This window comes from Burkholderia oklahomensis C6786 (genome assembly GCF_000959365.1).
Taxonomy (GTDB): Bacteria; Pseudomonadota; Gammaproteobacteria; order Burkholderiales; family Burkholderiaceae; genus Burkholderia; species Burkholderia oklahomensis.
Window position 1 is genome coordinate 1,116,609 of record NZ_CP009555.1, and the last position, 14,564, is coordinate 1,131,172.

Sequence of the window (14,564 nt, forward strand, 5' to 3'; positions counted from 1 at the left end):
GAACGCGCCGCGCACGCGAACCGGGCGCGGCGCCCCGGACCCGGCGGCCGAAGCCGCCGGAGTTGCCGCTACAGAAACAGCAGCGCGCGATTGAGTTCGTCTTCGTCGCGCGGCCGCTCGCGCCAGCCTTCGAGAACGGGCACCGAATACAGCCGCCGCGCGCCGAAGCGCGGCCAGAAGTGGCAAAGGCCGGGCGCGATCACCTGCACGACCGGCAGGCCGATGTCCGGCCGCGTCTTGTCGACGACGAGCGTATCGATTCCCGCCGCCGACAGCCGTGCGACGCAGCGCCCGATGTCGCCCTTCAGATCGGCGGCGGCGCGCGGCGCACTCGTCGCACCCGTCGCGCGCGTCGGCGGCAGCGCGGCGTCGGGATGGAGAAACGCGTCGCTCGACAGCTTGTCGACGTCCCATGGCGGCGGCGCCGACGCGCCGACGTCGAGCAGCTGATTCACCTCGGTGAGCGCGCGCTGCAGCGCGATCCGGCTGTCGAGATGGCAGCCGAAGCCGATCGAGAAGCGCCCCGTCGCGTCTTCGCGCGCGAGCGCGACGAAGACGGGAATGCGCAGGTCGTGCGTGATGTCGAGCGCCCAAAGACGCCAGCCGAACGATGCGTATTCGGCGACGAGCGCGTCGAAGTACGGATCGCCGAAGCTCGCGATGTCGATGCTCGGCCGGCAAAGTTCGTTGTACCACCAGATCGCGACCGCATCGCGCTCGACGAGCTCGAGCAAGCCTTGCAGGATCGCTTCCTCGATGCACGCGCCCGCCGCGCAGCCGTTCGGGTTGTGCACGCAATAGGCGGCGCCGCTCGACGCGGGCGCTTCCGCATAGCAGTAGCCGAGCGGCACGAGCCGCCGCACGCCCGTCGCGATCGACCATGCGGGCGTCCAGTCGATCACGCTGTGCGGCGTGAAGCGCTGCGGCACCTGTTTGCGCGGATCGTCGGTCGTCGCGTTATGGCGCTCACGCCGTTCGAACTGGCGATCGCTATACTGCTGCAGCGCGTTGACGTCGATCGGCCCGCCACCCGGCGGCGCCTGCGCGGACAATTCCGCGAGACTGCCGCGCAGCGTCGCTTCGTCGCCCTGATAAACGCCGCTGAACCGTTCGAGCGCCTCGGCGAGCGCGCTCGCGCGCGCCTGCGCGTCGCTCGCGCCCTTGCCCGAGCACAGCTTGTCGAACCGGTTCTCGCGCGGTGCGCTCTGTGGACACACCAGATAGCCCGCGACGTACACGTGCCGCATGCCGGCGTTGCGCGCCGGCATCGGATGCAGGTAGGCGATCGGGCCGCTCACCGGAGAAATCAGATGTCCGTAGCGTTTGAAGAGTTCGCCCGCGGCGAGCGTCCGATAGCCGCCTTCGCGACGCGCGCCCTCGCCCCCGTCCATCGCGGCGAGCGTCACCGGACGCTCGGCCTGCTCGCGCATCCATGCCGGATTCCCGCAGCGCGGGCATTGCGGCCGCCGGACCACGCGATGCGCGGCGGTCGCGAGCGTATCGATGCGCAGCGACACGATGTGCGAACCCGCATGACGACGACGCTGCGCGTTTACCGCGAGCTGCTCGACGAACGATGCGACGAGCGCCGCGACGGCGGCGGCGCTCGCGCGGCTGTGCGCAGGCGGCAGACGCGCCGCGTCGCCGCCGTGCACGCGCGCGAGCAGCGCTTCGACCGGACGGTTCAGCGCCGTCCAGTAGCGCACGCATTCGATGCAGGGCGGTGCATCGGCCGCGCCCGGCGACGCCGCGAGCGGGCCGATCAACGGCCCGAGCAGCGGCTCCACGCGATCGGGTGCGACGACGAAGAGCGCGCCGCCTCGCGCGGCCGCGCGTTCGGCGGCATCGATCAATCCGGCGCGGCCGTGTCCGTCCGTCAATGCGATCGTCATCGGCGCATCCGGCACGACGTCGATCCCGCACGCGGCGAACGCATCGAGCTGCGCGCGCGGCTCCACGCCGAACGCCTCGACGGCGATCGCGAGCCGCGATGCGACGCCGCTCGCCGCGTCGCCGTCGATGCCCGTGCGCTCGAAGAAGCCGATCGCGGCGTCGCGCTCGCTCGGCGCGTCGGCGCGCACGTAGCCGCGCCGCACGAGATGATCGAGCGCGGCGAGCACCTCCCATTCGGAAAACCGCGCGGCCAGCGTCGCGAACGTCTGCGCGATCGTGAGGCCGTCGCGGATGCACGCGGCCAGCGCGGGAAACACGTCGCCCGGCAGCACCGAGCGCCTGAATTCGTCCACCACGTACAACGCGCCGGGACCGGCGTCGCGCACCAGCAGATGCGGTTTGAAACGCAGCACGCGCGAGAAGTCGTCGAGCATCGTCACCCCGTATCGGATACCGCGATCGGAATGGGCGGCGCAGCCCGCGAGCGAAACGCTTCGGGCCGCGCCGCCCGTCGCCCTGTGAACGGCTCAGCAGCAGGTGAACAGATAAGCCGGTCCGGCGTCGTTATACGCGGCGAGCGCGATGCCCTCCTCGGCGACGTCGCCCGGCCGCGTCGGGATGCCGACGCTCATCGCGTTGAGCGGCAGGTGCCAGCGCCGCGTATGCGACTTCCACCCATACCCGTCTCTCGGATTCGCTTCGACGACCTTGAGATTCAGGATCCACGGACAGCGATAGTCGAGATAGCGTTCGAGCGCGTCGTAAGGATCGGCTAGCAGCTTCTGCCTGAATTCTTCGTTCTCCCAAGACAGCGCGATCGCGCGCAGATAGACTTCCTGGAACTCGAGCATCGATTCCTGGGTGGGGAGTGCGTTGTTGTCGGCCATGTCAGATCTCCTTGCGGTCCGGTCCAAACAGACTGATGTGCTTCGCGTTGTACGCGGCGAGCGCGGCCGCCCGCTCTTCCGGCGGCGGCGCCGGCGGCAGCGCGAGCTCGAGCGTGTTGGTCTCGTTCGTCGTCCAGCCGCCGTTCGTGAGCGGCGTCCACTTCGCGCTGTGCTCGTGCACCTTCAGATGCATCTTCACCGGGAACCGATAGTCGAAGTACTCGTGCAGCGCTTCGACCGGATCGACAATCAACTGCGCGCGAAACTTCGGGTCGTGCCAGGCCGCCGCAATCGCCTGCACGATCACGGCGCGGTATTCGAGAAACTGGTCGTACGACGGCATACTGGGGCTTTGGTCCATCATCGCTCTTCTCCCGTGGTTGAACGGAGTTCTCATTGCAACTCACGCAGCTCCGCCTGCGCTTTCTTCACGATTCGAGCCATGCCGCCCTGCTTCGCGACGGCGGCGGCCTGCGCGCACAACGCCTCGACGGCGTCGCCCGCGCGGCGCCCGTGCGCTTCGTGCACGCAGCGCGCTTTCTTGAGCAGCAGTTCGGCGACGTAGTAGCGTTCGTCCATCGATTCGGCGAGCGCGAGACATTGGTCGAGCGTCGCGACGGCGGACTGCCAATCGCCGCGCGCGGCGTCGATGTCGGCGACGACCGACGCGTAATAAGTGAGTCCCAGCAAGCATCCCGATGCGCGCAGCGCCTCGACGTTCGCGAGCGCCGCGTCGCGATCGCCGTCGCACCACGCGTGCACGACGGCCGCGTAGCGCTCGACCGCATTGAGCCCGTAGCAGCGCGACAGCCGCAGCACCGCGTCCGACGTCACGCGCGCGCCGTCGCGATCGCCCGCGCATTGCTGCATCCGCGCGAGATACATCATCGTCACGCCGATCGTCGGCAGATGGTCGCTGCAGGTCGCGAGATGGACCGCATCGTGCGCGAGCGCGAGCGTATGCGCGACGTCGTCGTCGATGCCCCACAGCACGCTCGCGCGCGCGGTCAGCGCCCACGCGCGCGTATCGAGGCCGAACGTGCGGCGATGGTCGGCGTCGCGGCGCGGGTCGTACGCGGCGAGCGCCGCGTCGAACGCGTCGAGCGCGAGCGTGTAGTGGCCGTCGATCCAGAGGCTCATCCCGTGCAGCGTGTCGGCGGCGACGCCGAGATCCGCGCGCGCCGACGTGCGCGCGAGATCCGATAGCTGCGCGCCGATGCGGCGCACCGCCGCGCGATCGCCCGCGACGTGGTGATACACGGCGATCGTCCATAACGCGCTCGCCGCCGCCTTCGCGTCGCGCAGCGCGCCGACGCGCGACAGCACGCGATCGGTGTGCTCGCGCACGCGCGGCTCGCCCCAGCCGTCGCGCGCCATCTGCGCATGCGCGAGCGTCAGGTCGACCGCGACCGCATCTTCTTCCTGCCCCGGATAGTCGCAATGCAGCAGCCAGCCGCGCGCGGCGCCCGCATAGCGGATCGCGTCGTCGTGCAGCGCGCGCTCGAGCGCGCGGCGCGCCGAAGCGATGCCATGCGGCACCGCGTCGGCGAACGCATGCGCGTGCGCGAAATGATCGGCGATGCTCGCGGACCGCGCCGCCGGATCGCCGCCCGCGGGACGCGCGAGCAACGCCTGCGCGACACGCCGGTGATTCGCGCGGCGCATCGCGGCCGGCATCGATTCATACGCGGCCTCGCGCAGCAGCGCGTGGCGGAACACGTAAGTCGCGCCGCCGATCCGGTGCTGCGCGTACAGCACGCGGCCTTCGAGCAGCCGCCGCAGGCGATCGTCGAGCTCCGCGCCCGCGTGCGGCGACACGTCGGCGAGCAGCCGCGCGTCGACTTCGAGGCCGATCGTCGCGGCGAGCTGCACGGTGTCGAGCGCGTCGTCCGCGCGTTCGAGCGCAAGCTCGAGCGTCTCGCGCAGGCTGCCCGGCAACGGACAACGCCCCGCCTCGGCGAGATCCGGCAAGCGCCCGCCCGCCGCCGGCACGATGCCGCCGAATGCGAGCGCGCGCATCGTTTCCTCGACGTACAGCGGCACGCCGCCCGTGCGCTTCACGAGGAAGTCGAGCGCCGCGCGGTCCGCGCCCGCATCGGGCATCAGCGACACGATCAGGTTGCGCGTCGCGGCCGCCGACAGCCGGCGCAGCATCAGCCGCTCGGCGCCGCGGCGCCAGCGCTCGAGCTGTTCCGGCCGCGACGTCAGCACGACGCACACGGCCGCGCAGGCCGGGTGACGCGCGAGCGCGTCGAGAAAATCGCCTGTCGCGCTGTCGACCCATTGCACGTCGTCGACGATCAACAGCACGGGGCCGCCGCCGCCGAGCGAGCCGAGCAACTGGCACAGCACGTCGAAGAGCGCCTGCTGCTGCCGCGCGCCCGACCAGCGCAGCTTGTCGGCGCCGCCCGGCAGGCCGAGCCACGCGGCGAGCGTCGCTCGGGCGGACGCGCGATCGCCGTCGAACGCTTCGAGCATCCGGTCGAGCGCCTGCGGATCGCCCGCATCGAGCTGCCAGTGCGCACGCACGAAGCGCAGGATCGGAAACAGCGCGTGGTTCGTCTGCTCCGGCAGGCACACGCACGCGGCGCACGCGCCGCGCTGCGCGCGCACCGTCTCGCGCAGCGCGTGCACGAGCCGCGACTTGCCGATCCCCGGCTCGCCGACGACGAGCGTCGCGCGCCGCTCGGCCGTGTGCCGGCCGCCCGCCGCCGCGCGCACCGCGTCGCGCCACGCACGCGCGAGCGCCGCCTGCTCGCGGTCGCGTCCGACGATCGGCGCCGCGTCGCCGAGCTCGAGCGACTCGAACGGCCCGCGCTCGTAGCGCTCGCCGAGCAGCTCGCGCACCGGCCGCGGCGCCGCGCCGGGCGCGGCGAACGCGAGCGGGGTCGCCGCGGCGTCGACGTGACGCTCGAGCGCGCGCGCCGCTTCGTCGCTCAACAGGATGCGGCCCGGCTGCGCGACGCGCTGCAGGCCGACGGCCGCGCTCGCGATCGCGCCGCCCGACGCGCCGCGCGCATTCGCGAGCGCCGTGCCGACGTGGATCGCGCCCGCGATCTCGATGCGCCACGCGGGCTCGCGCGCGCCGTCGGCCGCCGGCTGCGGCGCGCTCGACGCCTGCCCCGCGTGCCGCGTCATTTCGAGCGCCGCGCGGCACGCGCGCTGCGCGGGCCGATCGATCCCTTCCGGATAGCCGAAGTAGAACAGCAGCGTGTCGCCGAGCGCGCCCGCGACGTGGCCGCCGTAGCGCACCGCGATGTCCGAGCAGCGCGTGAGCCAGTGCGCGTGGAATGCGTCGAGCGCCTCTTCGGCCGCCGCCGCGTCGTCCGGCTGCGCGCCGCCCGCGACGACCGCGACGCGGCAGCACAGCGCGGTGACCTGCCGACGTCCGACGGGCGCGTCGACGGCGGTCTGCCTGCCGCGCTCGCCGTACGCGACGCCCGGCTCCGCCTGCGCGCGCCGCCCGTAGCGCAGGCCGCCGACGAGCCCCGGAAAATGGATCGCGCGAAACCGGTTCGCGAGCGCCTGCGCGGACTCCGCACGCTGTCGCGGATCCTTGTTCAGCGCATCGCGCAACACGTCGCCGAGCGGATGCGCGGCGATCGCGGGCGGCAGCGCGACGTCGACGGGGCTCAGATGCTGATACAGCACGTCCGCGACGCTCGCGCCCTGCATCACCGGATGCCCGGTCAGGCATTCGATCACCATCAGGCCCCACGCGTAGAAGTCGCTTTTCGCGGTCGGCGGCTCGCCGCGCAGTTGCTCCGGCGCGCAATACTGCGGCGAGCCCAGCACCTCGGTCGTCGCGGTGAGCGTCAGCTCGTCGGCCGCGTGCGCATCCGGCAGCAGCGCGCCGATTCCGAAGTCGAGGATCTTCGCGCGCGGCTCGCCGTCGATCGTCGTCACCATCACGTTCTGCGGCTTCAGGTCGCGATGCACGACGCCGCTCGCGTGCGCATGCGCGAGACCGTCGAGCACCTGCGCCATCAGCACGCCCGTCGCCTCGGCAGGCAGCGCGCCATCGGCCGCGAGCAGCGCGCGCAGCGTGCGGCCCTCGACGTGCTCGAACACCGCGAACAGCAGGCCGTCCGGCGTCTCGCCGTTGTCGAGCAGCGCGACGACGTTCGGATGCGACAGCCGCGCGCACAGCGTCATCTCGCGGCGAAAGCGCGCGCGCAGGCGGGTGCGTTCGCGCGCGCCGCGCGGCGCGTCCTCGCGCAGCAGCTTGACGGCGACGCGCTGCGACGTGTCGAGCCGGATCGCTTCAAGCACGCGGCCCGCGCCGCCTTCGCCCAGCACCGCGCCGAGCCGGTAGCGATGCTCGCCCTGCAGCTCGTCGCCTTCGCCGGGCAGCGGCGGCGCGAGCACACGCGGCGCGCGGCGATTGCCGGCGCGCATGCGTTCGGCCAGAACGGAAGAAGACATGAAGTGCCGCTCAGCCCAGCGGCGCGGGCGAGACGAACGTCGACGCGCCGCGCGCGGCCGGTTCGGGCAGCGGCGCGAAAGCGTCGGCCTCGACCGACTGGCATTCGAGCCGGTCGCCGCGCACGACGCGGAACGCGAGCGCGCCGAAACGCACGCCGCCGCGACGGCGCTCGACGAGTTCGGCGGAGCCGGGCGACAGGAGCGGCAGGAATTGCGCGCGGGCGCGATGGATCTGCACGTTGACGTGCGATTCGTCGAGACCGAGCATGCGCGCGAGCATGTCGAGCTCGATCCAGCCCTGCGATGCGGCGTCGTAGCCCGCTCGAGCATCGGCGAAGCGCGCGCGGGCGAGCGTCACGAGGCAGTAGTGATGGGCGCGCGCGCCGAGATCGATGACGCCGCCGCGCGTGTGCAGCGTCGCCGTCACGTGCTCCTCGTCGCGGCTCACCGTGAAGTCGATTCGCTGCGGCAGCATCGCGTCCTGCGCGGCGCGCGGCAGCGCGGCCGTCACGCTGCGATGCGCGAGCACCAATTGCCACGCGAAATCGCCGCAGATCACCGCATCGCCGTCGTGCAGCACGCGCGACGGCGTCGTGTCGTCGCAGAGCCAGTCGCCCTGCGCGGAGCGGCTGACCGTGGTCGCCGCGCCCGGCAGCGTCTGCGCGCGATCGAGCACGATCGGCTGCGCGGGCGAGCGCAGCGGCCACAGCATGTCGACCGGCTCGCCGAGCTGGCGGGCCCGCCAGCGAACCGAGCCGGCGCTGCCGAACTGGATCAGGTCGCCGTCGGTCAGCACCACCCGCTCGCCTTCGCCGACGAATCTCCCGGACACGAACGTGCCATTGCGGCCGTGGTCGTGCAGTTCCCACTGCCCCGCCGCCCCCCAGCAGATGCTCGCATGGATGCGCGACACGTAAGGATCGGCGATGACCGTATCGCAGCGCTGCGGATCGCGACCCAATACGTGGTGCGCGCGCAGCAGACAGGATTCCCCGGAAAGACCGTTTTCCAATAACGCCATTTCGTCGACCTGCGGAAAGATGCACGACATCCAGTGGCACCCCTATTTGGATATCGCGCGCGTTTTATGTGAATGATTGACGGTCGAATATCAGATTCTGTTGAATCATAGGCAAGCGCCGCATCAGCGACAAGGCGTAATTGGGTGTAATGGATTTCAGCGATCATCTCGGCTACGTTTTGTTTCACCGGCGCGGCCGTATGCCGGCGAAGATTCAATATTCCGAAAATGTTACGGATATCTAGCGTTTGGAGATCACCATGGGATTCTATGGACCCGAGCCGTTCGAAAAAGCGCGCGCCACCTACGTGTGGCTGGGCCTGCGCGTACCCGGCGCCCTCATCGTCGAGGTGGAAGGCAACGCGCCTCGCTTCACGACTGGCATTCAACTGGTACGCGATCCGCACTTCGTCGGCGGATTGAAGGTGGACGTGATGGGCTGGACGGGGCCGCTGTCGAGCGGCACGCAGCCATACCGGGTGCGACATACGTTCCAGGGCGTGTTCCACCCGACGATCGTCGTCCATGGCAGCAACAAGACCGAGGTCGTCGAGGTCAAGCAGATTCCGCACGAAGAAGCCGACGCGTTCCTGCAGGCGCTCGACGCCGCGTGATCGCGGCGCGCCGGCCGGATCGGCACCGGCCGGCGGCGGCGAACGCCGCATTCCGAATCGTTTGCACGACAATCGAAGACGAATGCTTTAAAAGCCAGAAAATCGTCGAACAAGAACAAGCGAACGAAAGAGCCCGGCATCCGGCAACGGATCGCCGGGTCTTTTTTTATCGAACGTCCGGCTGTCTTTCGAAACGGGCGCGCCGCGCCGCGATTATCGAGAAGTAAATGCGCGCCACGCTGCGTTGAATGTGTTTCGATCCCGACGCTTCGCGATTTTCGAGTGCCGGCGACATCGCATTCATTGCCGACTGTCACAGTCAATGAATACGCCGATCGGAACCGGGACGATTTCGTGCGCGCATGCGTGCGCGCGTGCATGCCGGCGGAACCGCATTGCGACTGGCCGCAACGAAACCGATTTCGCGCCGAGCAGCTATCTCGTGCGCCGATGCAAGCCGGGGCGCGCCGCTGACCGTCGATCCGCCGCACGCCGCACGCCGCACGCGACGTAATTGAGTGTAATGGATTTCGCCGCCCCGCCGCCGTACTGTTCGTTTCACCGGCACTGCCGCATGCCGGCAACGATGCTTCTCTCGATACATGACGCTGCGGGAAGCGGCGCGCGGAGACCAACATGAGTTCGTCGGACATCATCCAACCACGCCGGGTCCTCGTCTCGGTCGCGAGCGCAAAGGCCACGTATACGGCCTTGAGCCCGCACGTGCCGGGCTTCTTCCATATCGTCGCGGAAGGCGAAGCGCCGCTCTTCGTCGGCAACATTCATCTCGCGCACGATCCCGGCTTCATCGGCGGGGTGCTGCTCGAGGTGGTGGGCATCGCGGGGCGCCCGTCGCCGACCGTCAAGAAGTACCGGACGCCGACTTGCTCGTTCGAGAGCCAGTATCACAAGGAGATCTTCATCCGCGGAGCGAACGGGATCATTCCCGTCAGGGTCGGGCTGTTCTGTCACGACGCCGCGCAAGCGCCCGTGGCGACGCTCGACGCCGAGTGAGCAGACGAACGCCGCGCTTGCGCTCCGATCGATCGCCTGACGACAACAACCGAGAACGGGCATGAACCAAGACCTGCTCGCACATATTCGGGCCGACCAGCTCGACGGGAGTATTTTCAACGCGTCCGGACATTCGGTGACGATCGGTCCGGTCACGCTGGAATTTCGCGTCAGCGGGGAACCGGCTTCCGCAACGGCCGAGCTGTACATCGCGCGGCAGTTGATCGGCGGCTGCACGCTGAACCCCGCGCATCCGAGCGGCAAGTTCGGCGGCGCGGTCGACAAGCTGAAGTCCGAAGTCGATCTGACGCTCGATGTGCCCGGTAAGAAGCTGGACTACAGGCTTACCGTCTGCGCGCCGATCATCGGAGGCACGAGCAAGAGCGGCACGCTCGGCCTGTGACCGTCGAACGAGGGCCGGCTGACTGCGAACCGGCCGCCGCGGTGATCCGCGGCGGCGGCAAGCGGGGCACGCGCGACGGGTATCGGCTTCGGCAAATCGTGCGCCGTCGATCCGAAACGGCGCCCGGCAGACTGCGCATCGTCCGTCCGGAATAAAAACTATTTCGGTAGCACCTTGGTGTCGTTTCGCGATAACACAAGCACGCCCGTCCGAATGCGACGGGAACGACCAAACAAGAAGCGCGCAAACGAAAAACCCGGCGGTCCGGTCAGGATCGCCGGGTTTTGTTTTTTCGGCCGCGGCCGGGAACGACGCGCGAGCGGCGCGGCGATCCCGCTTGCGTTTCGCCGATTCCGACATCGGATTGAAATACGTCTGTCAGGATGCCGAATGAGAAGGCGCGGCGAGCGCCGCATGCCGTCGCTTCGAGACGGCGAAGCCAGGCGCCCCGCTCTTGCGCACCGACATGTAATTCTTAATTAATTGTCAACGCAAATTAACCGCCTTTTAAATGAAATCGGCAAGCCGAGCCAATAGCGAACGCATTGCTTCAAAGATGAATTGACTTAATCGAATATCCGCCTAAAGTAGAGCAAGCCACGTTCCGGCAAGCGCGCGAAATCACAAAGAAATCGCTTGCGCGCGGCGCACGCCACAACGGAGTCCCCACGCATCCACGCAAGAACGGGACACGTCTCGACCTGGCTGCCGGCGGTATGTCCTTGCGGGCGAATCTTGAGAATCTCGACAGTCGAATTGATCTGACAATAACGATATTGAGACAAGGAATCATTTAATCAGGCATAGCGGCCCGCGTGCACACGGGCAAGCACGCCTATTGTCTTGAAACGCCGGTATTCGATTTCGCATTGCCTCGGCCGAAGCGGCGCGCGCCGCTCGAGGCCGCCATTGCTGTCCGCGTGAACAGAGTTGCAACAGTGAACCAGGCGTTCGGCCGCTCGGCTGCCAGCCGGCGATCGAATGCGGCCGAACGCCATTTCCGGGGGGCGCCACGATGCTTTCACTCACTCAGCGCGTACTGACCTACAGCTTTATCGATCGTCCGCCCGTCAATCCGCGCGCGATCGGCACGTCGAACACGGACGCCGCGCTGCTCGCGCAGATCGATGCGCTGCTCGCGTCGGCCGCCGCGTCGTTCAAGGCCCGCGCGTACGACAACGCGCTCGGCGACTACTTCGCCTGCGAATCGTTGATCTACGCGCAGCTCGATACGCAATGGGATCCCGGGCTCGGCGGCAGGCTGCGGTCGCGGCTGCCGCGCGATCCCGCGCTGTTCGATTCGCTGCTGTCCGCGACGTCGCAATGGCTGAACGTGCTGTCGGTGCCGGCGCCCGCGAGTCCCGTGCGGCCCGCGACGCCGCCGCCCGCGCAGCAGCTTGCGGGCGTCGCCGCGCTGCACGGCGCGGGGCTCACGCCCGTCAGCGCGAATCCGGCCGCGACCGCGCAGGCGCTGTCGGACATGCAGCTCGCATCGCTCTACACGACGCAAGGCAACAGCGCCGCGAGCAGCGCGGCCGTCACGCGCGCGAAGGCGCTCGACGAGACCGTCGTGAGCGCGTTCTCGCCGCCCCAGATCCCGAATCCGACCGTGCACCCGTCCGCGAATCCGAACGTCGCGCCGTCCGCGTCGCCGGGTATTCATCCGGCGGCGGCGAGCATGACGCCGCTGCGCGGCATCGATCTCGCGCCGGCGGCGATCGCGCCGATCAAGATCCTGCCGATTCCGAAGGTGCCGATCACGCTGCTCGCGCAGAAGCAGGTCGGACTCCTGACGGGCAGCGGCGCGCAAGCCGCGGTCAAGACGATCCAGTGGGCGGCGAGCGGCAATCCGGACATCGCGTCGATCAAGACGATTCTCTACGCGCCGCACGCGGCCGCGGCCGCGCTGCCCGACGCGCTGTCGAACGCGAACAGCCTGTGGGAGCGCTCGGTGCTGCTCCCGCACGACTACTTCTATACGATCCCGCTCGCGATCGCGCAGTGCTACCAGGCGCTCGGCGATTACGCGAACGCCGAGACCTACTACCTGCAAGCGGCGGGCTACACGTACCTCAATACGACGACCGAAGGCCCGTACGTATGGGTCGCGCTCGCCGGGCTCTATGGCGCATGGGGCGACAGCCTCTACCGGCAAGGCGACCGCGCGGGCGCCGCGGCGATCTACAGCAAGGTCGTGACGCCGGGCAGCCCGGCCGCGCCCGCGACGTCGCTCTATCAGTTCGCCGGCCTCGCGGTCGCCGCGAAGAGCGCGACCGCGCTCTTGCCGCAGCTCGCGACGCTCGCGCAATCGGGCATCGGCGGCGTATCGGCCGACGACGTCGCGATCGCGACGGCGCTCCTAAAAATCTATGCGAAGCTCGTGCAGATCGGCGCGGGGCTCGACTACTGGGGCAACTATGCGGCGGCCGTGCCGATCTGGTCGTTCAGCTATCTGCAGCAGGTCGCGATCAACTTCGCGCAGCTCGCGCTGCAGGCGGAAAACCAGGTCGTCAATTTCTGGAACCAGGCCGACCAGGCGACGCTGACGAAGACCGAGCTCACGAACCAGGTCGCCCAGGCGAACGGCCAGATCAACGCCGCGCAGCAGCAGTTCGCGGTCGCCCAGGCACAGGCGCAGGCATACCAGGCGGGCGTCACGCTCGCACAGACGCGCGCGACGAACGCCGCAAAAAACGCTCAGGAGTACGGCGCGCTCAACAGCCAGGTGATCATCATCCAGGCGACGGGCCAGCAGGTATCGGGCGGCGACGACGGCGACTACAACGGCGTGAGCGCGATGGCGAACCAGTACCTGTCGGGCCAGACGATCTCGGGCGACTCGGCGACCGTCGCGGCCGCGACCAATCTCGCCGCGAACCGCTTGAGCCAGCAATTCCAGATCGACGGCATGAACCGCACGACGACCGAGATGCAGCAGGCGGCCGTGCAGGCGCAAGCGCAGCTCGCCGCGGCGAACGCGCAGGTGACGGCGGCGGGCGCGAATCTCGCGGTCGCGCAGCTCAATGCGCAGGCGGCCGCGCAGACGCTCGGCGTGTTCGACGCGGACACGTTCACGCCGCAGGTCTGGAAAGCGATGGGCGACTTCGTCGCGCAGATCTACGAGCGCTACATGGACATGGCGCTGCGCGCGGCGAAGCTGATGCAGCAGGCGTACAACTTCGAGAACGACACGAGCGTGTCGTTCATCAAGGCGTCGTATCAGGGCGTCGTCGACGGACTGCTCGCCGCCGACGCGCTGATGGCCGACATCCAGTCGTTCACCGACGATCTCGTCAACGCGACGCGCGGCAAGAAGCAATACCTGAAGCAGTCGATCTCGCTCGCGAGCCGCTACGGCTATCTGTTCGAAACGCAGTTGCGCAAGACGGGCACGATGGCGTTCGAGACGACGCTCGACGACTTCGACTCCGCGTATCCCGGCACCTGCCAGGGCCGCATCCGGCGCGTGCTCGTGTCGGTGCAGGGCATCGTGCCGCCGACGGGCATCTCCGGCACGCTCGGCAACGACGGCATCTCGTTCTACCGGCTGCCCGCCGACGTCGCGACGCCGGCCGCGCCGAGCAAGGCGCGCGTGCAGAGCGCGGAGACGCAGGTCATTTCGGACTACGATCCCGTGCAGGATGCGGTGCTCGCGCCGCCGCCCGACAACCAGACCGGCATCTTCGAAGGCGCGGGCGTCGCGAGCAGCTGGACGCTGAGCTTCCCGCCCGCGCTCAACGACATCAACTACGGCACACTGACCGACGTCGTGCTGACGTTCATCTACGAAGCGCGCTTCGACCCGCGCCTCGTGCAGCCCGTGCTCGCGCAGCTCGCGAGCCGGCCCGGCTACTACAACCGCGAACGGTCGATCCCGCTCGCGTGGCTGTATCCGGACCTGTTCTACGGCTTCGTGTCGACGGGCGCGCTGACGCTCAACCTGTCCGCCGCGGATTTCCCGATCGACCAGACCGCGCCGACCGTCACCGCGGCGAGCCTGCTCGTCGCGATGAAGCCGGGCACGCCCGCGTCGAACGTCACGATCGCGCTGACCGCGCCCGGCAAGGGCGCGATCTCGGGCACGACCGGCGCGACGGGCGCGATCTCGTCGCAAGGCGCGGGCAGCGCGTGGGCAGGCGTCACGGGCGGCTCCGCGCTCGGCGATTGGACGCTCACGCTGAGCGCCGCCGCGAATCCGTCGCTCGCGCCGGGCGGCAAGCTCGACCTGTCGTCGCTGATCAATCTCGTGCTCGTCATCGACTACGCGTTCAAGCCGCGCAGCTAAGAACCTTCGCAGCCGAATTCCG

9 protein-coding genes are annotated in these 14,564 nt (G+C 69.0%); 4 read left to right on the top strand and 5 right to left on the bottom strand.

Going from position 1 to position 14,564, the window contains the following annotated elements; genetic code table 11:
- Positions 1–68: 68 nt before the first annotated feature.
- The 5 genes from BG90_RS04925 to BG90_RS04945 form a co-directional block, all read right to left on the bottom strand.
- A complete protein-coding gene (locus BG90_RS04925) occupies positions 69–2,327 on the bottom strand; it encodes a TOMM precursor leader peptide-binding protein (protein ID WP_010113941.1) in 2,259 nt (752 codons plus the stop codon).
- Positions 2,328–2,420: 93 nt separating this feature from the next.
- On the bottom strand, positions 2,421–2,780 hold the full coding sequence (locus BG90_RS04930) for a BMA_0021/BMA_0022 family TOMM bacteriocin (RefSeq protein ID WP_010101664.1): 360 nt from the start codon (positions 2,778–2,780) through the stop codon (positions 2,421–2,423).
- Position 2,781: 1 nt separating this feature from the next.
- Entirely contained in the window at positions 2,782–3,144 is a 363-nt protein-coding gene (locus tag BG90_RS04935) for a BMA_0021/BMA_0022 family TOMM bacteriocin (protein ID WP_025989654.1), read from the bottom strand.
- 29 nt (positions 3,145–3,173) lie between these two features.
- Positions 3,174–7,205: a TOMM system kinase/cyclase fusion protein gene (locus tag BG90_RS04940; RefSeq protein ID WP_045568068.1), complete on the bottom strand. Its 4,032-nt coding sequence runs from the start codon at positions 7,203–7,205 to the stop codon at positions 3,174–3,176.
- Between the two features lie 10 nt (positions 7,206–7,215).
- Entirely contained in the window at positions 7,216–8,217 is a 1,002-nt protein-coding gene (locus BG90_RS04945) for an FHA domain-containing protein (RefSeq protein ID WP_010101658.1), read from the bottom strand.
- 269 nt (positions 8,218–8,486) lie between these two features.
- Between BG90_RS04945 and BG90_RS04950 the strand changes: the two genes are divergently transcribed.
- From BG90_RS04950 to BG90_RS04970, 4 genes are all read left to right on the top strand, one after another.
- The gene (locus BG90_RS04950) at positions 8,487–8,840 is read left to right on the top strand and encodes a hypothetical protein (protein WP_010101657.1); all 354 of its coding nucleotides are present in this window, start codon (positions 8,487–8,489) and stop codon (positions 8,838–8,840) included.
- Between the two features lie 636 nt (positions 8,841–9,476).
- On the top strand, positions 9,477–9,854 hold the full coding sequence (locus tag BG90_RS04960) for a hypothetical protein (RefSeq protein WP_025989653.1): 378 nt from the start codon (positions 9,477–9,479) through the stop codon (positions 9,852–9,854).
- Between the two features lie 61 nt (positions 9,855–9,915).
- The gene (locus BG90_RS04965) at positions 9,916–10,257 is read left to right on the top strand and encodes a hypothetical protein (protein ID WP_010101653.1); all 342 of its coding nucleotides are present in this window, start codon (positions 9,916–9,918) and stop codon (positions 10,255–10,257) included.
- A gap of 1,015 nt (positions 10,258–11,272) precedes the next feature.
- Positions 11,273–14,542 carry a Tc toxin subunit A-related protein gene (locus BG90_RS04970; RefSeq protein ID WP_010113921.1) on the top strand — a complete coding sequence of 1,090 codons (3,270 nt, stop codon included), beginning with the start codon at positions 11,273–11,275 and terminating at the stop codon, positions 14,540–14,542.
- The last annotated feature ends 22 nt before the right edge of the window (positions 14,543–14,564 follow it).